The sequence below is a fragment of the Variovorax saccharolyticus genome (assembly GCF_030316765.1).
GTDB lineage: Bacteria > Pseudomonadota > Gammaproteobacteria > Burkholderiales > Burkholderiaceae_C > Variovorax > Variovorax saccharolyticus.
On record NZ_JASZYT010000005.1, the window covers coordinates 66,424 to 85,069 of the forward strand.

The window sequence follows — 18,646 nt, forward strand, 5'->3', positions numbered from 1 at the left end:
CCGCACGAATACCACCTTGTCGTCGCGGCCCGGGCGGCAAGGGGCCCAACGATGCTACGCCGCGCGAAGAGTCAAGTCCAGTTTGGGTGACGGCCCGGCCGGCCGCCTCCTGCCTGCGGCGATGCCTAGGAGTTCTTTGCCTGGCCGTCGAGGCGGCGGTTGGCGTCGAGCGCGTAGACGACCTGCTTGTCGTCCGCCGACTTGTGGGGCGTTGCGCCTTCGCCCGAAGGCAGGGCCGAGGAGCCGTAGAGCTCGCGTTCGAGCCGCTTCGCACGCTCCGCATACATGCGGGCCAGCGCGCCGTGATGCTCGGCGGCGGCCTGGTGCTCGATGCGCGCCATGTGCGCTTCCTCGAGCAGCGTCATGACGCGCCGCAGGTGGCCGTTTCGGCTGGGTTGAAAGATGTTGAACATCAGACCCTCCTTCGCTGGAAGCGATTGAACACCCCCGCTTTTTACTTCAATCGGGCAGGGCGCGCTGGCGGCTCGAAGGCCTAGGCCGTCCGGACGATGGCGCGAACGGCCGGCGCTGGATCAATCGAAGTTCAGCAGCACCTTCATCGCCTGCGAGCGATCGGCCGCCAGCGCGAAGGCGCGCGCCGAATCGCGGTACGAGAGCGTGGCCGAGATCAGGGGCTTGACGTCGACCAGCCCCTTGTTGAGCAACTCGACCGCGACCGCGAACTCCTCGTGGAAGCGGAAGGCGCCGCGCAGGTCGAACTCCCTGGCGACGATGGTGTTGATCGGCAGCTGGATCTCGCCGCCGGCCAGCCCGAGCTGCACGATGATGCCGCGCGGGCGCAGCGCCTCGAAGGCGCCGACCAGCGCGCGCGGGTTGCCGCTGGCCTCCAGCAGCACGTCGAAGCTGCCCTTGTCCGCGGCGAATCGCCTGAGGCCATCGGGTTCCTCGGCCACGTTGACCACCTCGTCGGCGCCGACCTTCAGGGCCTTCTCGAGCGTCAGCGCGCCGACGTCGGTGGCCACGATGTGGGCCGCTCCCGCGCGCCGCGCCGCGATGATCGCCAGCGCGCCGATCGGCCCGCAGCCGGTCACCAGCACGCGCTGGCCCAGCAGCGGGCCGGCGCGGCGTACCGCGTGCAGCGCCACCGACAGCGGCTCGGCCATCGAGCCCTCGCCGTCGCTGACCGAATCCGCGAGCTTGTGGGCTTGGTGCGTCTCGACCACGATCTGCTGGCGGAAGGCGCCCTGCACATGCGGGTTGCGCATCGCGCTGCCGTAGTAGCGCATGTCCAGGCAGTGGTTCTGCAGGCCCTGCTGGCAGAAGCGGCACAGGCCGCAGGGCCGGCTCGGGCTGATCGCGATGCGCTCGCCGGGGCGAAAGCCCGTGACGGCGGAGCCCACCGCCTCGATCATGCCGGCCACCTCGTGGCCCAGCACCATGGGCTGCTGGATGCGCACGGTGCCGAAGCCGCCGTGCTGGTAGTAGTGCAGGTCGGAGCCGCAGATGCCGCCGCAGCGCACGCGCACCTGCAGCTGGTCGGCGCCGAGCTCGGCGGTTTCGATCTCCTCGACGCGCAGGTCGCCGGGGGCATGGATGACGAGGGCTTGCATGGTGGTTCTCAGAGCGTTGCGGTCACGCCGCCATCGACGTAGAGGATGTGGCCGTTGACGAAGTTGGAGGCATCGCTGGCGAGGAACACGGCGGCGCCGACCAGGTCTTCCACGTCGCCCCAGCGCCGCGAGGGCGTGCGCCCGACGAGCCAGTTCGTGAACTCCTCGTTCTTCACCAGCGCCTCGGTCAGCTCGGTCTTGAAGTAGCCGGGCCCGAGGCCATTGACCTGGATGCCGTGCTGGCCCCAGTCGATCGCCATGCCCTTGGTCAGCATCTTCACGGCGCCCTTGCTGGCGGTGTAGGGCGCGATGCCGGGACGGCCCAGCTCGCTCTGCACCGAGCAGATGTTGACGATCTTGCCGCGGCGGCGCGGGATCATGTGGCGCGCCACCGCCTGGCCGACGAGGAACACGCTGTCGACGTTGGTCTTCATGAGTTCGTGCCAGTCGGCCTCGGCGAACTGGTCGAGCGGCGCGCGGCGCTGCATGCCGGCGTTGTTGACCAGGATGTCGATGGCGCCGACCTCGGCCTCGATGCGTGCCACCGCGGCCGCCACGGCGTCGCCGGAGGTGACGTCGAAGGGCGCGGTCAGCACCTGCAGGCCCTCGCCGCGCAGCACTTCCGCGGCGGCTTCGAGCTTGCCGGCATTGCGGGCGTTGAGGATCACGCGCGCACCCGCGCCGGCGAGGCCGCGCGCCAGCGCGAAGCCGATGCCGGCACTCGAGCCGGTGATGAGCGCGGTGCGCCCGCTGAGGTCGAAGCTTTTCAGTACAGGGCTCAAAGTGGGTCTCCAGGTCAGTTGGGGCAGCGCGCCTCCAGCGCGTCGACGAAGCTGCGGTCCCAGCGCCCTTCCTTCATGGCGCGCATGGTCTCGGCTTCGGTCGCCAGGTGGGCCCGGGCCTTCTCGATGAGCCATTCTGCATCGTCCGGCGAAAAGGCCATCAACCCGTCCTGGTCGCCGACCACGATGTCGCCGGGGTTCACGCGCATGCCGCCCACCGACACCGGGACGTTGATCTCGCCGGGCCCGTCCTTGTACGGTCCGCGATGGTTCACGCCGCGCGCGTAGACCGGGAAGTCGCGTTCGCGGATCTCGGCCAGGTCGCGGATGGCGCCATCGAGCACGACGCCCACGGTGCCGATGGTGGCGGCATAGAAGGACAGGATGCCGCCGATGACCGCGTTGGCCACGTCGCCGTCGGCGTCGATCACGATCACGTCGCCGGGCCGGCAGAACTCGAAGGCGCGCAGGAGCGTGAGGTTGTCGCCGCCGCGCGACCTGATCGTGACCGCCGTGCCGGTCATCGTGCCGGGCCCGGGCCGGTGGTAGGGCCGGAGGCCGACGCTGCCGATGTTGCGGTGCATGTTGTCGCTCAGCGCCGCGACCGGGATGTCGCGCAGCGCGGCGATGTGCGCCGGGTTCACTTGCGGCGCGGACGGATTCTTGCGGATGCCCTTGAATTGCATGGGTGTCTCCTGTTCGGTGAGGTTGGGGTTCGAGGGGCCTTTGCCGCTGCTCAGCGAAGTTCGGCGACCGCACGCGAGATGCGCGCGCAGCCTTCCTCGAGGATGTCGATCGAGGTCGCGATGGACAGCCGGAAGTAGGGCGAGAGGCCGTAGGCGGTGCCCGCGACCATCGCGACCCCTTCGCTTTCCAGCAGGTACATCACGACGTCGCCGTCTTGGGCGAGAAGCTTGCCGGCCGGCGTGGTCTTGCCGATCAGGCCCTCGCAGCTGACGTAGAGGTAGAAGGCCCCGGGCGGCGTGGCGCAGCGCAGGCCGGGGATGGCGTTGATCAGGGCCAAGGTGCGGTCGCGGCGCTGCTTGTAGACCGCGACGCTCTCGGCGACGAAGGACTGGTCGCCGTTCATCGCGGCCGCGGCGGCGGCCTGGCTGATCGAGCAGCAGTTGCCGGTCGATTGCGACAGCAGCGTGTCCATCGCGCGGATCATGTCGGCCGGGCCGGCCACGTAGCCGATGCGCCAGCCGGTCATCGCATAGGTCTTCGAGACGCCGTTGACGACCAGCGTGCGGTCGCGCAGCTCGGGTGCGGCGCCGAGGATGTGGGGCGTCTTCTGGCCATCGAAGCGGATGTGCTCGTAGATGTCGTCGGTCATCACCATCACCTGGCTGTGGCGCAGCAGCACGTCGGCCAGCGCCCGGTATTCGGCCGCGGTGTAGGCGGCGCCGGTCGGGTTGCTCGGCGAGTTGATCAGCAGCCAGCGCGTGCGCGGCGTGATGGCTGCCTCGAGTTGCGCGGGGGTCAGCTTGAAGCCGTTGGCTTCGGGGCAGGCGACGGTCACGGGCTGGCCGTCGCAGGCCAGCACCATGTCGGGGTAGGACACCCAGTAGGGCGCCGGCACGATGACCTCGTCGCCCGGCTCCAGCGTGATCGCGAAGGCGTTGTAGATCGCGCTCTTGGCGCCGCTGGTGGCGATGATCTCGTTCATCGCGTAGTCGAGGCCGTTCTCCCGCTTCAGCTTGGCGACGATGGCTTCGCGCAGCTCGACGGTTCCGGCCATCAGGGTGTAGCGCGTGGCGCCCTTGTCCATCGCCGCGGCGGCGGCCTGGCGGATGTGCAGCGGCGTGTCGAAGTCGGGCTCGCCGACGACGAGATTCACGATGGACTTGCCCTGGCGGCGCAACTCGTTGGCGCGGTCGGCGGCCGAGGTGCTGGGCGAGGGCTTGATGCGGCGGACGCGCTCTGCGATGCGGGTGGTGGTCATGGCTTGCTGGAGTGGGATGGCAGGACCGTACGGTACGCAGATCGCCTCGCCGAGGCCAAGACGACATCGCTCTGGTCGTATAGGCAGAGCTTATGGAAGGCCCGGATGACCGGTGCCGAGCCCCGGTGCTAGGCTCGGCTTTTGCTTCGGAGGCAGCCGTGAACCTGCGGCGACTCAAATACTTCGTGAAGATCGTGGACATCGGCAGCCTGACCCAGGCGGCCGAGGTTCTTTTCATTGCCCAGCCGGCGCTGAGCCAGCAACTGGCCACGCTGGAGGGCGAGGTGCGGCAGCAGTTGCTGGTGCGCACCAAGCGCGGCGTGACGCCGACCGAAGCCGGCAAGGTGCTGTACCGCCATGCGCAGATCATCCTGCGCCAGTGCGAACAGGCGCAGATCGACATGGAGGCGGCCGGGCAGGGCGTCTCGGGCCAGGTGTCGGTGGGCCTCGCGCCCGGCACCGCGGCGGCGGCGCTCTCGCTGCCCTTGCTGCGCACGGTTCGGGCGCGCCATCCCGGCATCGTGCTCTACCTGAACGAGAACTACGGCACCACGCTGAGCGAGCTGATCATGAACGGCCGCATGGACCTGGCCGTGCTCTACGGCGACAAGGCGATCCACGGCCTGACCTTCCTGCCGCTGCTGAAAGAGCCCCTGTTCCTGGTCGGCCCGGCCTCGATCCCGGCGCCCGCTCAACCGGTGCGGCTGGCCGACCTGCGCGACATGGAACTCTTCCTGCCGCGTCCCTACAACGTGGTGCGCAAGCTGGTCGATGCCGCTTTCGGCCGGCTGGGCGCCGCGCCGCGCGTCGTGGCCGAGATCGAGTCCGCCTTCACGCTGACCGCCGCCGTGGCCGACGGCCTGGGTGCCACCATCCTGCCGGCCTCGATGGCGCGCGAGGTGGTGGCGGCCTGCGGGGCCTGGCAGTTCCAGATCGTCGATCCGGTGATCGAGGCGCCGCTGGCCCTGTGCCAGTCGGACCATCTCCCGCTCTCCGAGCCGGCGCAGGCGGTGAAGGACATCCTGCTCGAGCTGGTCACGGAGCTGTCGAACAGCGCCGCGTCGGTGTCGCAAGCGCTGCCCGACGCGGTGTCGCCCGTGGTGTCATAAGCCGGCCTTATCCCGGCACAGCCAATCCGTCTTTGGCTTTGCAGCCCCCGCGGGCTACCTTTCATGCCTGCCGTCACGCGTTCGCGGAATGCGTCGGCCACCAAGGAGATCCCGCCGTTCGCCGGCGGGGCCGGCATGAACCAGGAACAGATCAGGAACCTCATCGACGCGTTGGCAAGCTCCGGGCTGTCGGAGCTCGAGTACAGCGAAGACGGCTGCACCTTGCGGCTGGTGAAGCAGGGGGTGTCGAGCGCCTCGCCCCGGGGTGGGCGCGACGCGGACGATGACCATGCGGCCCCGCAGGCCACGGTCCAGCGCGCATCCGACCTTTCCGACGCCCTGGCGGCGCGCCCGGACGAATGCCTGGCGCCGCTCTATGGCGTGATCCACCTGCAGCCCTCGCCGGGCGAGCCGCTGTTCGTGCAGCCGGGCCAGCAGATCGCGGCCGGCCAGACCTTGTGCGTGATCGAGGCGATGAAGGTCTTCAACGAGGTGCGTGCCGAGGCTGACGCCACCGTCGTCGAGGTGCTGGTGCGCTCCGGCGACGAGGTCGAGGCCGGCCAGCCCCTCTTCCGTCTTGTCTGAGAGGGACATCATGTTCGACACCGTCCTCATTGCGAACCGCGGCGAGATCGCCCTGCGCATCCTGCGCGCCTGCCGGGGCCTGGGCCTCCACACCGTGGTCGCGCATTCGGAGGCCGACCGCGACGCGCCCTATGTGCAACAGGCCGACCAGGCGCTGTGCATCGGTCCGGCGAGTCCCGGGCTGAGCTATCTCAACCCGTCGGCGCTGCTCTATGCGGCCGAGGTGAGCGGTGCGCAGGCGATCCATCCGGGCTACGGCTTCCTGTCGGAGAACGCGGGCTTCGTCGAGCAGGTCGAGCAGGCCGGCCTGCGCTTCGTCGGACCGAGCGCCGCCTGCATCCGCGTGATGGGCGACAAGGTCGCCGCCAAGCGCGCGATGCGCCGGGCCGGCGTGCCCTGCGTCCCGGGTCCGGACGAGGGCCTGCCCGAGGACCCGGAGGCGGTGCGCCGGCTGGCGCGCGAGGTCGGCTACCCGGTGATCGTGAAGGCGGCCGGCGGCGGCGGCGGTCGCGGCATGCGCGTGGTGCGGGAAGAGGGCGAGCTGCTCGAGGCGCTTGCGCTCACGCGCGAGGAAGCCCGGCGCGCCTTCGGCAATCCGGAGGTCTACATCGAGAAGTTCCTGCTGCATCCGCGGCATGTCGAGATCCAGGTGCTGGCCGACAGCCATGGCCACGCGATCTGGCTCGGCAGCCGCGACTGCTCGCTGCAGCGGCGGCACCAGAAGGTGATCGAGGAAGCGCCGGCACCCGGCATCGACGAGGCGCTGATCGCCTCGGTCGGCGAGAGCTGCGCGGCGGCCTGTCGGCAGATCGGCTACTCGGGCGTCGGCACCTTCGAGTTTCTCTACGAGAAGGGCGCCTTCTACTTCATCGAGATGAACACCCGGCTGCAGGTGGAGCACCCGGTGACCGAGATGACCACCGGCATCGACATCGTGCAGCAGCAGCTGCGCATGGCGCGCGGCGAGCGGCTGGCGATCGTGCAGGCCGACGTCCCCTGCCGGGGGCATTCGATCGAATGCCGGATCAACGCGGAGGACCCCGACAGCTTCGCGCCGTCGCCGGGCCGCATCACGGGCTGGCGCGTGCCCGGCGGCTTCGGCGTGCGCTTCGACTCGCATGCGGGCGTGGGCTACCGCGTGCCGCCCTACTACGACTCGATGATCGGCAAGCTGATCGTGCATGGCGCGAACCGCGAGGACGCGCTCGACCGCATGCGGCTCGCGCTCGGCGAACTGCAGGTCGACGGCATCGCGACCAACGTGCCGCTGCACCGCGCACTGCTCCAGGACGAGGGCTTCGCCATCGGCGGGGTCGACATCCACCACCTCGAACGCTGGCTTCAGCACAGGAGCACGCCGTGACTGCCTCGACCCCTGGACCGGTTCCGACGCTGAGCCTGCTGGGCACCACCGCGCTGCTGTTCGAAGCGCCGGGCGCGCTGGAACTGCATTCGCAGCAGCGCATCTGGGCGCTCGCGCAGGAGGCGGCCGGATGGCCCGAGGTGCGCGAGGCCGTGCCCGGCATGAACAACCTGATGCTGAGCTTCGTTCGGCCGCCGCGCGCGCTCGATGCATTGAAGGCGCGGCTGGAAGCCGCCTGGGAAGCCGTCACGCCGCTGGCCCGCGAAGGCCGCGTGGTGGAGCTGCCGGTGATCTACGGCGGAGCCGGCGGCCCGCACATGGCCGACGTGGTGGCGCACACCGGCCTGTCGGTCGAGAACATCGTCGAGCTGCACAGCGCGCCGCTGTACCCGGTGTATGCGCTCGGCAGCCACCCCGGCTATTGCTACCTCGGCGGCATGGACCCGCGCATCGCGACGCCGCGGCGCAAGGTGCCGGTGCTCAGCATTCCCGGCGGTGCGGTGTCCATCGGCGGTGCACAGACCGGTGTCTCGGCCTCGGCCGGCCCGAGCGGCTGGAACACCATCGGCACCACCACCATGGCCTTCTTCGACCCGGCGCGAAATCCGCCGGCCACGCTGCAGCCGGGCGACCGCATCCGCTTCCTGGTCGAAGGGATCGAAGCATGATCGAGATACTTTCCAACGCCGCGCTGGCGACCGTGCAGGATCTGGGGCGCCTGGGCAGCCTGCGCTTCGGCGTCGGCACCGCCGGGGCCATGGATGACCTCGCGCTGGCGGCGGGCAACCTGCTGCTGGGCAACGAAGCGGGCGCCGCGGGCATCGAGATTCCGGTCTTTCCGTTCAAGGTCCGGTTCATCGAGGATTGCGCCTTCGCGCTGACCGGCGCCGACTGTGGCGCCAGGCTCGACGCGGCGCCCCTGCTGCCGTGGTGGTCGCACCAGGCGCGCGCCGGCCAGGTGCTGACGCTGGGCCTGCCCCAGGGCGCGCAGCGCGCCAGCCGGGCGCTGCTGTGCCTGCCGGGCGGCATCGACGTGCCGCAGGTACTGGGCTCGCGCAGCACCCAGATGCGCGGCGCCTTCGGTGGCCACGAGGGCCGCGCATTGCGCAAGGGCGACCGGCTGCGGGCCGCCGAGCCGCAGCGCGCTTGCCGCACCGGTTTCGGGCTGGTGCCGCCGGCCTTGGCCCTGCCCCAGGAGATCGATGGGCTAATCGCGCTGCGGGTGCTGCCGGGCGCCGAGTACCTGGGTTTCGAAGCCGCATCGCGCGCCGCCTTCTGGGCCGGCGAGTGGCGCATCACGGCACAGAGCGATCGCTATGGCTATCGCCTGGCCGGAGAGCCCCTGCAGCCGGTGGCTCCGATGGAGCTGCGTTCGCACGGCATCGTGCCCGGCGTGATCCAGGTGCCCCACAGCGGGCAGCCGATCATCCAGATGCGCGATGCCCAGCCTTCGGGCGGCTATCCCAAGTTCGGGACCGTGATCGAAGCCGATCTCTGGCGCCTGGGGCAGGCGCCGATCGGCAGCCGGATCCGCTTCGTCGAAACCGGCTGGGACGAGGCCGTGGCCGCGCTGGAGCAGAAGGAAGCCTGGTTGGCGAAGGTGGCCCGCATGGTGGCGCTGCGCCGCAGCGCGCCGATGGGAGCCGCCGCATGAAGAAGGCGCCCCACGAACTCCGCGAGATCGCCGGCTGGATGGCGGCGACCGACATCGGCTTCCTCGAACTGCGGATGCCCGGCGTCACCGTGCGCCTGGAGCGGCGCGGCGAAGAGGTCGTGATGCTGGACCATGGCCAGCGTGCCGACGCGCAGGCCGAGGGCCGGGCCAACCCGGCCGGGCTGCGCCCGGACACCGTCACGGCGGGTTCCGTCGGTGTGTTCCTGCATGCCCATCCGGGCGCCACCGCGCCCTTCGTGCGCACCGGCATCGAGGTGCTGGCGGGACAGACGCTGGGCCTGCTGCGCATCGGCGTCCTGCTGCTGCCGGTGCTCGCCTCCCGCGCCGGCACCGTCGCCGCGCTGCGTGCCGGGGACGGCGCGACCGTCGGCTACGGCGCGCCGCTGGTCGACCTGCATCCCTTCTGACGACAAAGGACAACCGACATGGACATCGACCTGAATGCGGACCTGGGCGAAGGCTTCGGCCCCTGGCGCATGGGCGACGACGAGGCACTGCTGGGCATCGTCTCCTCGGCCAACGTCGCTTGCGGCTTTCATGCAGGCGACCCGCAGACCATGGACCGGACCGTGCGCACGGCGCTGGCGCGCGGCGTGGATGTGGGCGCGCATGTCGGCTTTCCGGACCTGGCCGGCTTCGGCCGCCGGCCGATGCAGATGGACACGCGCGAACTGGTCGCGGCCGTGGTCTACCAGCTGGGCGCCCTGGCCGGCATCGCGCGCAGCGCCGGCCACCGGATGACGCACATGAGCTTTCACGGCGCGCTCGGGAACATGGCGGCGGCGGACGCGGAATTCGCGGCGCCGCTGGTGCGCGCGGTGGCGGACTTCGACCCGGCGCTGACGATCAGCTCCTCGGCCAGCCGGGCCATCGAGGATGCGGCCGAGCGCTGCGGCCTGCGCGTTCGCACCACCTTCCTGGCCGACCGCGCCTGCGACGAGGCCGGGCTGCTGATCCCGCGCAAGATGCCGGATTCGGTGATCCATGAGCCCGAACGCGTGCTGGCCCGTGTCCGGCAGCTGCTGGAGGAGGGCACCGTCACCGCTTATGGCGGCAGCCGGATCCCGATGCGCGTGCACTCCATCCTGGTCCACGGCGACACGCCCGGCGCGGTGGCGCTGGCGCGCGGCGTGCGCGAAGTGGTTGAGGCGCACGGCCGCGTGGTCCCGATCTCTCGCCAGCCGGCCTGAAGCGCACCCTCGAAAAGGCCCGGACATGGTGCTTACCCTGACTCGGCGCGCACCCTTGCGGGGCGACATAAGGGCGCCTTATCGCTCCACAGCCAAACCGTCTTGGCGCGCCGAAGCGGCGGTCGATACAGTGAATTCATCGCGCCATTCCACAGAAAGAAAGTGACCCTGATGCCCTTCTCCGACTACAAGACCGCCCTGGTGACAGGGGCCTCCTCCGGCATCGGCGCCGCCGTCGTCGAGCGACTCTGCAAGGAGGGCCTGCAGGTCCACGCGCTGGCCCGCAGCGGCGACAAGCTCAAGGAACTCGCCGCCCGCACCGGCTGCATCCCGCACGCCATCGACGTCAGCGACCTGCAGGGCGTGACCGCACTCACGAAGGAGGTCGACTTCGACGTGCTGGTGAACAACGCCGGCGTGGATCGGCCGGGCTCGATCCTCAAGGCCGACGCCGAAGGCATCGACCTGCTGGTGGACGTCAACCTGCGCGCGGTGCTGCATCTCTGCCGGCTGGTGGTTCCGGGCATGGTGGCGCGCGACAACGGCCACGTGGTCAACATCAGCTCGATCGCCGCGGCCTACAACTTCGGCGGCAACAGCACCTACCACGCCACCAAGGCGGCGGTCAGCATGCTGTCGAGCCAGCTGCGGGTGGATTGCTTCGGCAAGCGGGTCCGCGTGACCGAGATCTGCCCGGGCCGCGTGGCGACGGACATCTTCGCGCACGTGCATGGCGACTCCGAGGAGACGCGCAAGCGATTCGTCGAAGGCTACGAACTGCCGGAAGCCTCGGACATCGCCAACGCCATCGCCTTCGCCATCGCGGCGCCGGTCGCGGTGAACATCGGCCACATGGAGATCACGCCGACCCTGCAGGTGCCCGGCGGCCTCTCCACCGCCAAGCCGGAGACGGTGCGGGCCTGAGAGCCGCGCGTTCACACGAGGGCACGCCATGAAGGACTTCGACCTCCTCGCGATCCTGCTGAAGCCCGAGTTCGGCGCCATGCTGCTGCACGGGATGGTGCTGACCCTGAAGATCGCGGTCGGCTCCTGGCTGCTCGCGATGACGATGGCCGTCGTCCTGCTGGTGGTCCGGCTCAGCGCCAATCCGGTGGCCGAGCGGCTGGTGGCGGCCTACGTCTCCTATCACCGCAACGTGCCGACGCTGGTCCAGCTGATGCTCTGGTACTTCGGCATCTTCAGCCTGCTGCCCGACCCGGTGCAGGCCTGGCTGTCGGACAACAACGCCGAGGCGCTGATCTCCATCGTCGCCCTGGGACTTTGCCAGGCCGCCTACTTCAGCGAGGACATGCGCTCCGGCCTGCGCGCCATTCCGGCCGGACAGTCCGAGGCGGCGCGCGCGCTCGGCCACGGCTACATCGGCGCGATGCGGCACGTGATGCTGCCCCAGGCGGTGCGCAACGCGGTGCCGGCGCTGGTGAACCACAGCGTGTCGCTGTTCAAGAACAGCAGCCTGGCGATGGCCATCGGCGTCGCCGAGCTCACGCATGCGGTGAAGGAGATCGAGAGCCAGAGCTTTCGCACCTTCGAGGCCTACAGCCTGGCGACCGTCATGTACCTGCTGGTCTCGATGCTGATCATGGCGGTGGGCGCCTGGATCGCGCGCCGCTATCGCGTTGCCGGGGCGAGGTGAGACATGTTCGGCATCTTCGACATCCTGCGCGACAACTGGCTGCTGCTGCTGGTCGGCCAGTACCCGAACGGGCCGCTGGGCGGCATCGTCGCCACGCTCATCCTCTCGGTGCTGGGCATCGTGCTGGCCTTCCCGGTCTCGGTGCTGCTGGCACTGGCGCGCCTGTCCCCCTGGCGCGCGCTGCGCTGGCCGGCGACGGTGCTGGTCTACATCGTGCGCGGCGTGCCGCTGCTGATGGTCATCCTGTGGGTGTACTTCCTGGTGCCGATCCTGATCGGCCACGATGTCTCGGGCTTCACCACCATGCTGTGCACGCTGGTGATCTACGAGGGCGCCTACCTGTCGGAAGTGGTCCGCGCCGGCATCCAGGCGCTGCCGAAGGGGCAGGCCGAGGCGGCCCGCGCCCTGGGCCACAGCCACCTGGGGACCATGGCCTACGTGATCCTCCCGCAGGCGCTCTACAACATGCTGCCGAGCATGCTGAGCCAGTTCATCTCCACCATCAAGGAGACCACGCTGGGCTACGTGATCAACGTGCAGGAACTCACCTTCGCGGCCAACCAGATCAACAACCAGCTGCTGACCAAGCCCTTCCAGGTGTTCTTCATCCTGGCGATGACCTACTACGTCGTCTGCTTCAGCCTGACGCAGCTGGCGCAATGGCTGGAGCGGCGGATCGCCCACAAGCGGCTCGGCAGCGCCACGCCCGCAAGCACCGAGGACGGCCTGCCGCTGCCGCCGGTGGCAGCCAACCCCTGACACCGCGCCACGACGGTGAGTGAATCAAAGAACGGAGACAGACCATGGAAACCCTTGAACAACCCAGCGCACGGCAGAAGCCGCGCGAAGACGACACCATGATCCTGTTTTCCAACATCAACAAGTGGTACGGCGACTACCAGGCGCTGACCGATGTCAACGCCGAGGTCAAGAAGGGCGAGGTGGTCGTGGTCTGCGGGCCATCCGGCTCGGGCAAGTCGACCCTGATCCGCACCGTCAACCGGCTCGAGGAGATCAAGTCCGGCCAGCTGCTGTTCGATGGCCACGACATCCATGCACCGCTGAGCAGCCATGCGCTGAACAAGCTGCGCAGCCGCATCGGCTTCGTGTTCCAGAGCTTCAACCTGTTCCCGCATCTGTCCGTGCTCGACAACATCATGCTGTCGCCGGTGCGCGTGCTCGGCGTCAAGCGCGCCGAGGCCAAGGCGAGGGCCGGCCAGCTGCTCGAGCGCGTGGGCCTGTCGAACAAGGCCAATTCCTATCCGGCGCAGCTCTCGGGCGGTCAGCAGCAGCGCGTCGCGATCGCCCGCGCGCTGGCGATGGAGCCGCCCGCGATGCTGTTCGACGAACCCACCAGCGCGCTCGATCCCGAGATGGTCGGCGAGGTGCTGTCGGTCATGCGCAGCCTGGCCAACGAGGGCATGACCATGATGTGCGTGACCCACGAGATGAACTTCGCGCGAGAGGTCGCCGACCGCGTCTGGTTCATGGACGCCGGCCGCATTCTCGAGAAGGCCGACCCCGAGACCTTCTTCACCCGCCCCGAGCACCCGCGCGCGCAGCGATTCCTGTCGGACCTGCGGGCGCACTGAGCCGATCCGTTTCCCCTTTTGTCGTTCACCCGATATTCTTCCCAGGAGCTCCCCATGTCGAATGCCAACGTGTTTCGTCTCGCCGCCCTCGCTGCGGCCCTCTGCGCGTGCTCGCTCGCGGCCCAGGCCGACCAGTGGAGCGACATCAGCGCGCGCAAGGAACTCAAGTGCGGCACCTTCGCCGACGTGCCGCCCTTCGCGGCGCCGGACCCGAAGACGCGCGAGATGGTGGGCCACGACGTCGACCTCTGCAATGCGATCGCCAAGGAACTCGGCTTGACGGCCAAGGTGACGCCGCTGTCGGTCGAGGCCCGCGTGCCCGAGGTCAAGCTCGGCCGCGTCGACGTGACCATCGCCAACCTGGCCTACACCAAGAGCCGTGGCGAGCAGATCCAGTTCAGCGACCCGTACTATGTCGCCAAGGAGATGCTGGCGGTGAAGGCCTCCGACCCCGGCACCACCAAGGCCGACTTCAAGGGCAAGCGCCTGAGCTCGACCAAGGGCTCGACCTCGGAGCTGTCGATCAAGATGAACGGCTCCGAGCCCGTGACCTTCCAGGACACCGGCTCGGCCTTCATGGCGGTGCAGCAGAACAAGTCGATGGGCATGGTGGCGAATACCATGACCATCACCAAGCTGGTCAACCAGTCGAAGACCGAGGGCGTGGCGCTGAAGATGATCAAGGAGCCGATGGTGCTGCAGCCGATCGGCATCGGAATGAAGAAGGACGAGCCGGCGCTGCTGGCCAAGGTCAACGAGGCGCTCTATTCGCTCGAGAAGAAGGGCGAGCTCGACAAGCTCTGGAACAAGTGGCTCGGCCCGAACACCGAATACAAGATGACGCGCGAAGAGAAGGTCACGCCGCTGGCCGAGCTGAAGTTCGAACTGCTGCCCTGAGCTCAGTGATCGAGCCGGCGGTCCGAGGCGCGCCAGCGCTCGACCAGCCGCCGGACCACCCCGGCGCCGCCCTTGGGGTCGGTGCCGACCACGCGATCCCGGTACAGCGCGCGGAGCTCGCCGAGCACCTCGTTCAGGGCGGCGACGTTGCGCTCGGTGTAGAGCCAGACCCCGGTGACCACGAAGTGCCCCGGGATGACGGACGGCTTGGGCGCGACGCGGATGTCCTCGATGCCGATGCGGTGCATGATCTCGGCGCGGTCGGCCGCGTGCTGCGAGCCGGCCGCGAGCAGTTCCACCGGCCGTGAGAAGGCAAAGCTCACGGCCTGGATCTGCTCGAAGTTCTCGACCACGAAGGCGCAGATCTCCAGGAACACGAGGCGTCCCAGATGGCGCGTTTCCTCGAGGCCGCTCAGCGATGGCGTGAAGTGTTCCACCCGGATCTCGGTTCCCGAGGGATTGACCGGCACCGGGTCCAGGGTGCAGAGCAACTGCTCTCCGTCGTGCACCAGCATCGGCTCGCCGAGCCTGTAGTCCGCCCGTCCCGGGCCCGTGATCCGAAGTTTCTTCAAGGTCTGCTGCGCTCGTTGCACGGGCCCATGCCCCTGCGGGCCCGCCGCTGCGGCGGGGCCCGGGGCTGGATTTTAAGGGAAGCGCGTTTCGGGCCGGCCGCTACTCGGCGCGGATGTCGTTGTTCTTGACCACCTCGCCGAGCAGCTTGTAGTAGTCGCGCGTCAGCGCCGCGAGCTGCTCGGGCGTGCCGCCGCCGGCGTCGTCGCCGCGATCGGCGATGGTCTTCTGGACATTGGGTTCCTTGAGGGCGCTGTTCATCGCCGTGTTCGCTTTCTTCACGATGTCGGGGCTCAGGCCCGGCGGGCCGTACAGGCCGATGAAGGAGATGATCTGGAAGTCCTTGATGCCGGCTTCGGCGGCCGTGGGCACGTCGGGGAAGGCAGGCACCCGCTTGGGGCCGGTGACCATCAGCGCCTTGAGCTGGCCCGACTTGAGGAAGGGCGCGACCACCGACGAGGCATCGAACATGGCGGGCACACGGCCGGCGATCAGGTCGGTCATCGCCGGGCTGCTGCCCTTGTAGGGCACGTGGCTCATCTTCGGCTTGCCGATGCGCTCGCGGAACAGCTCCATCGCGGTCTGCACCAGGCTGCCGGGCCCGCCCGAGGCGTAGTCGACCGCCTTGCCCGCCTTGTCCTGCGCCTTGATCCAGGCGATGAACTCGGGGACGTCCTTGACCGGCAGGCTGGTCGGCACGACCAGCATCAGCGAGGAGGTCAGCAGCAGCCCGATGGGTGTCATCTTGAGCGGATCGGCCACCGGCGTGTTGCGGTAGGTGTGCGGGTTCAGCACCATGTTGCTGCCGTTGCCTACCAGCAGCTTGTAGCCGTCGGGCGGCGCCTTGAGGACGTAGTCGGTGGCGATGTTGCCGTTGACCCCGGGTTTGTTGTCGATCACCACGCTCTGGCCCAGGCTGGTCTGCATGCCGGCGGTGAGCACGCGCCCCGCGAAATCGGTCTGTCCGCCCGGTGGATAGCCCACCACCAGCGAGACCGGCTTGGTGGGCCAGGTGCCCTGGGCGAGGGCGGACGCGGGCAGGATGCCGGCGCCGAGAGCGCCGAGCCCGTAATGCAACGCGCTGCGGCGCGACAAGGAGCGCTTCGACTGGATCGGGTTCATGCGGGTCTCCGATGTTGGCTGGGCTGGCGGGCCATCATAGGAGTGTGCGGGGGGCCTCACAAGGCCCGTCGGGGTGTATTGGACTATCCTTCCCGCAGATCCTCCCTCACGATTTTGGCCAGGAGTCACCCCGTTGGACCAGTCCTCGCATCTCTCCACGACGCTCGGGCCCGAGGAGCGGTATCGCCTGCTGGTGGATGCCGTCGAGGAATACGCGATCTACATGCTCGACCCGGATGGGTTCGTCATCAGCTGGAACTCCGGGGCGCAGCGCCTGAAGGGCTATGCCGAGGCGGAAATCCTCGGGCGCCACTTCTCGACCTTCTACACGCCCGACGACGTGCGCGCCGGCGCCCCGACCCGGACGCTGAACACGGCCCAGCGCGAGGGCCGCTTCGAGACCGAGGGGTGGCGCTGCTGCAAGGACGGCCGGCGCTTCTGGGCGCAGGTGCTGATCCACCCGATCCGTTCCCCGTCAGGCGAACTCCTGGGCTACGCGAAGGTGACCCGCGATCTCACCGAAAGGCGGAATGCCGAAGATGCGCTGCGGCGCAGCGAAGAGCAGTTCCGGCTGCTGGTGCAGGCGGTCACCGACTACGCCATCTACATGCTCGATCCCACCGGCCTCATCACGAGCTGGAACACCGGCGCCCAGCGGATCAAGGGCTACGCGCCGGACGAGGTGATCGGCACGAATTTCTCGCGCTTCTATCGCACCGGGGACCAGACCCGCGGCGAGCCTGCGAAGGCCCTGGCCACGGCCGCCTCCGAAGGCCGCTTCGAGAGCGAGGGCTGGCGCGTGCGCAAGGATGGCTCGGAGTTCTGGGCCAGCGTGGTGATCGATCCGGTGCTCGATGCGAACGGCAGCCTGATCGGATTCGCCAAGGTCACGCGGGACATCACGGAGAAACGCCGCGCCCAGCAAGAGCTCGAGCAGGCCCGGGATGCCCTGTTCCAGGCCCAGAAGCTCGACGCCATCGGGCAACTCACCGGCGGTGTCGCCCACGATTTCAACAACCTGCTGATGGTCGTCCTCAGCAGCCTCGAATTGCTGCGTCGCCGCCTGCCGGCCGACGAGAAGCTGCAGGGCCTGGTGAACAACGCCATCCAGGGGGCGCGGCGCGGTGCCTCGCTGACCCAGCGCATGCTGTCGTTCGCCCGGCGCCAGGACCTGGCCCCGGTGGCGGTCGATGTTCCCCGGCTCGTCGACGGCATGCGGGAAATGCTCGCGCGAACGCTCGGTTCGGCGATCCGGATCGAGACCGTCTTCCCGGCGGCGCCCGATCCGGTGCTGGTCGACCCGAACCAGCTCGAACTGGCGATCCTCAACCTCTGCGTGAACGCGCGCGACGCCATGCCCGAAGGCGGGCGGCTCGAACTCAAGGTCGAAGAGAAATCCGTCGCCGCCGCAGCCGAACTGCGGCCCGGAGCCTACGTGTGCCTGTCGATCTCCGACACCGGCGCAGGCATGGACGCGGCGACGCTCGAGAAGGCGGTCGAGCCCTTCTTCACGACCAAAGGAGTCGGCAAGGGCACCGGACTGGGACTGCCCATGGTCCAGGGGCTGGCCGCGCAGTCCGGCGGCCGCTTCGTCCTGAAGAGCACCGAGGGCGCGGGCACGACGGCCGAACTCTGGCTGCCGGTGGCGCAAGGCGCGGCCGATGCGGTGGCGGCCGAATCCGACGCCGATGGCGGCGCCAAGGCCGGCGAGCGATCGCCGCCCCTGCTGGTCGTGGCGGTCGATGACGACAGCCTGGTGCTGGCCAACACCACCTCGATGCTCGAGGACCTGGGGCATTCGGTCATCACCGCAGGTTCGGCGCAGGACGCCTTGAACCTGGTTCGCGGCGAACCCGCGGTCGGCCTGGTGGTCTCGGACCAGGTCATGCCCGGCATGACCGGTGCGCAGCTGTTCGCGGTGCTTCGCAAGGAGCGTCCGGAACTGCCGCTGATCCTCGCCACCGGCTATGCCGAGCTGCCGCCGGGGCTGTCGGTCTTCACGTCGAAGCTGGCCAAGCCGTTCGACCAGGACCAGCTGGAGGCGGCGATCTCGCGGGCATTGCGCGTCAGGGGCTGGCACACGCGCGGACAGGGCCGTTGAGCCGCCGGCGTCAGGCGTTCGATCGCTCGGCCGCGCGGCGCAACTGATCGATCTGGCGGGCCTGCTCTGCATCCCGCAGGCTCTTCGCCGCCCGGGCGGCCGCGTACTGAACGTAGAGCACGTCGATGGCTTCCCGCCATCGCTGGATCGCCAGCTTGTGTTCGGTGTCGGTCTCGGGATCGTGCGGATTCGCGGCGGCGTGGCGCTCGGGGAAAGAGGGAACGGCTATCCCTGCCTTGCGCAGGATGACTTCTTTTTGGTCGATGGTCAGCATGATTGTCTCCAGCAAGCACCGTTCCAGCTTCGGGCCGTGAAAACTGGCGATCACGGCAGTTTGAGCTCTGCCGTTTTCGCCGTCGCTCAGAGGCGCGGATGCCGGTCGGGTGCCTTGAATAGATGGGTCCGCTGCGCGGGCGCTCAAGGGTTGGCGACGTCGCGAAAAGCGATGGATTCCACCCCGTCTCGGACCCCGTGCCACGGCTCCTTGACC

The 18,646-nt window shown here is 69.0% G+C and carries 21 protein-coding genes; 13 read left to right on the forward strand and 8 right to left on the reverse strand.

The genetic code is table 11. The annotated features are described in order from the left end of the window. Positions 1-125: 125 nt before the first annotated feature. The 5 genes from QTI45_RS16580 to QTI45_RS16600 form a co-directional block, all read right to left on the reverse strand. Positions 126-413, reverse strand: coding sequence for a hypothetical protein (locus QTI45_RS16580; protein WP_286370254.1), 288 nt, complete (start codon positions 411-413; stop codon positions 126-128). A gap of 120 nt (positions 414-533) precedes the next feature. Next, a complete protein-coding gene (locus QTI45_RS16585) occupies positions 534-1,571 on the reverse strand; it encodes an L-idonate 5-dehydrogenase (RefSeq protein WP_286655195.1) in 1,038 nt (345 codons plus the stop codon). 8 nt (positions 1,572-1,579) lie between these two features. After that, a complete protein-coding gene (locus QTI45_RS16590; protein WP_286655196.1) occupies positions 1,580-2,353 on the reverse strand; it encodes a glucose 1-dehydrogenase in 774 nt (257 codons plus the stop codon). A 14-nt stretch (positions 2,354-2,367) separates the two neighbouring features. Next, positions 2,368-3,039, reverse strand: a complete 672-nt coding sequence (locus QTI45_RS16595) for an RraA family protein (protein ID WP_286655197.1) — start codon at positions 3,037-3,039, stop codon at positions 2,368-2,370. A 50-nt stretch (positions 3,040-3,089) separates the two neighbouring features. Continuing rightward, the gene (locus tag QTI45_RS16600) at positions 3,090-4,298 is read right to left on the reverse strand and encodes an aspartate transaminase (protein ID WP_286655198.1); all 1,209 of its coding nucleotides are present in this window, start codon (positions 4,296-4,298) and stop codon (positions 3,090-3,092) included. A gap of 158 nt (positions 4,299-4,456) precedes the next feature. Here QTI45_RS16600 and nac point away from each other — a divergent pair, with 158 nt between their 5' ends. The 12 genes from nac to QTI45_RS16660 all read left to right on the forward strand — a co-directional run bounded on the left by nac (position 4,457) and on the right by QTI45_RS16660 (position 14,363). Next, on the forward strand, positions 4,457-5,407 hold the full coding sequence (gene nac / locus QTI45_RS16605; RefSeq protein WP_286655199.1) for a nitrogen assimilation transcriptional regulator NAC: 951 nt from the start codon (positions 4,457-4,459) through the stop codon (positions 5,405-5,407). A 135-nt stretch (positions 5,408-5,542) separates the two neighbouring features. Then, the gene (locus QTI45_RS16610; protein WP_286655484.1) at positions 5,543-5,992 is read left to right on the forward strand and encodes an acetyl-CoA carboxylase biotin carboxyl carrier protein; all 450 of its coding nucleotides are present in this window, start codon (positions 5,543-5,545) and stop codon (positions 5,990-5,992) included. 10 nt (positions 5,993-6,002) lie between these two features. Continuing rightward, the gene (gene accC, locus QTI45_RS16615; protein ID WP_286655200.1) at positions 6,003-7,355 is read left to right on the forward strand and encodes an acetyl-CoA carboxylase biotin carboxylase subunit; all 1,353 of its coding nucleotides are present in this window, start codon (positions 6,003-6,005) and stop codon (positions 7,353-7,355) included. After that, on the forward strand, positions 7,352-8,023 hold the full coding sequence (gene pxpB, locus QTI45_RS16620) for a 5-oxoprolinase subunit PxpB (RefSeq protein WP_286655201.1): 672 nt from the start codon (positions 7,352-7,354) through the stop codon (positions 8,021-8,023). The genes accC and pxpB overlap by 4 nt, the downstream gene beginning before the upstream one ends. After that, positions 8,020-9,009: a 5-oxoprolinase subunit C family protein gene (locus QTI45_RS16625; RefSeq protein ID WP_286655202.1), complete on the forward strand. Its 990-nt coding sequence runs from the start codon at positions 8,020-8,022 to the stop codon at positions 9,007-9,009. The genes pxpB and QTI45_RS16625 overlap by 4 nt, the downstream gene beginning before the upstream one ends. Continuing rightward, on the forward strand, positions 9,006-9,437 hold the full coding sequence (locus QTI45_RS16630; RefSeq protein WP_286655203.1) for an acetyl-CoA carboxylase biotin carboxyl carrier protein: 432 nt from the start codon (positions 9,006-9,008) through the stop codon (positions 9,435-9,437). Before QTI45_RS16625 ends, QTI45_RS16630 begins: the two co-directional genes overlap by 4 nt. Positions 9,438-9,455: 18 nt before the next feature. Then, entirely contained in the window at positions 9,456-10,220 is a 765-nt protein-coding gene (locus QTI45_RS16635) for a LamB/YcsF family protein (RefSeq protein ID WP_286370264.1), read from the forward strand. 171 nt (positions 10,221-10,391) lie between these two features. Continuing rightward, the gene (locus tag QTI45_RS16640) at positions 10,392-11,144 is read left to right on the forward strand and encodes an SDR family oxidoreductase (RefSeq protein WP_286370560.1); all 753 of its coding nucleotides are present in this window, start codon (positions 10,392-10,394) and stop codon (positions 11,142-11,144) included. A 28-nt stretch (positions 11,145-11,172) separates the two neighbouring features. After that, positions 11,173-11,874: an amino acid ABC transporter permease gene (locus QTI45_RS16645; protein ID WP_286370265.1), complete on the forward strand. Its 702-nt coding sequence runs from the start codon at positions 11,173-11,175 to the stop codon at positions 11,872-11,874. A 3-nt stretch (positions 11,875-11,877) separates the two neighbouring features. Continuing rightward, positions 11,878-12,633: an amino acid ABC transporter permease gene (locus QTI45_RS16650; RefSeq protein ID WP_286655204.1), complete on the forward strand. Its 756-nt coding sequence runs from the start codon at positions 11,878-11,880 to the stop codon at positions 12,631-12,633. A 98-nt stretch (positions 12,634-12,731) separates the two neighbouring features. Beyond that, positions 12,732-13,466 (forward strand): amino acid ABC transporter ATP-binding protein, encoded by a 735-nt coding sequence (locus QTI45_RS16655; RefSeq protein ID WP_286370561.1) that lies wholly within the window; start codon positions 12,732-12,734, stop codon positions 13,464-13,466. Between the two features lie 54 nt (positions 13,467-13,520). Beyond that, the gene (locus QTI45_RS16660; RefSeq protein ID WP_286370267.1) at positions 13,521-14,363 is read left to right on the forward strand and encodes an ABC transporter substrate-binding protein; all 843 of its coding nucleotides are present in this window, start codon (positions 13,521-13,523) and stop codon (positions 14,361-14,363) included. A gap of 2 nt (positions 14,364-14,365) precedes the next feature. On the opposite strand, the gene QTI45_RS16665 is transcribed toward QTI45_RS16660, so the two are convergent. Both QTI45_RS16665 and QTI45_RS16670 read right to left on the reverse strand, forming a co-directional pair. Next, on the reverse strand, positions 14,366-14,935 hold the full coding sequence (locus QTI45_RS16665; protein ID WP_286655205.1) for a hypothetical protein: 570 nt from the start codon (positions 14,933-14,935) through the stop codon (positions 14,366-14,368). 100 nt (positions 14,936-15,035) lie between these two features. After that, complete coding sequence (locus tag QTI45_RS16670) at positions 15,036-16,055, reverse strand: Bug family tripartite tricarboxylate transporter substrate binding protein (RefSeq protein ID WP_286370269.1); 1,020 nt, start codon at positions 16,053-16,055, stop codon at positions 15,036-15,038. Positions 16,056-16,188: 133 nt separating this feature from the next. Between QTI45_RS16670 and QTI45_RS16675 the strand changes: the two genes are divergently transcribed. Then, complete coding sequence (locus QTI45_RS16675) at positions 16,189-18,156, forward strand: hybrid sensor histidine kinase/response regulator (RefSeq protein ID WP_286655206.1); 1,968 nt, start codon at positions 16,189-16,191, stop codon at positions 18,154-18,156. A gap of 10 nt (positions 18,157-18,166) precedes the next feature. On the opposite strand, the gene QTI45_RS16680 is transcribed toward QTI45_RS16675, so the two are convergent. Further along, complete coding sequence (locus tag QTI45_RS16680; RefSeq protein WP_286370271.1) at positions 18,167-18,430, reverse strand: hypothetical protein; 264 nt, start codon at positions 18,428-18,430, stop codon at positions 18,167-18,169. Positions 18,431-18,646: the final 216 nt, after the last annotated feature.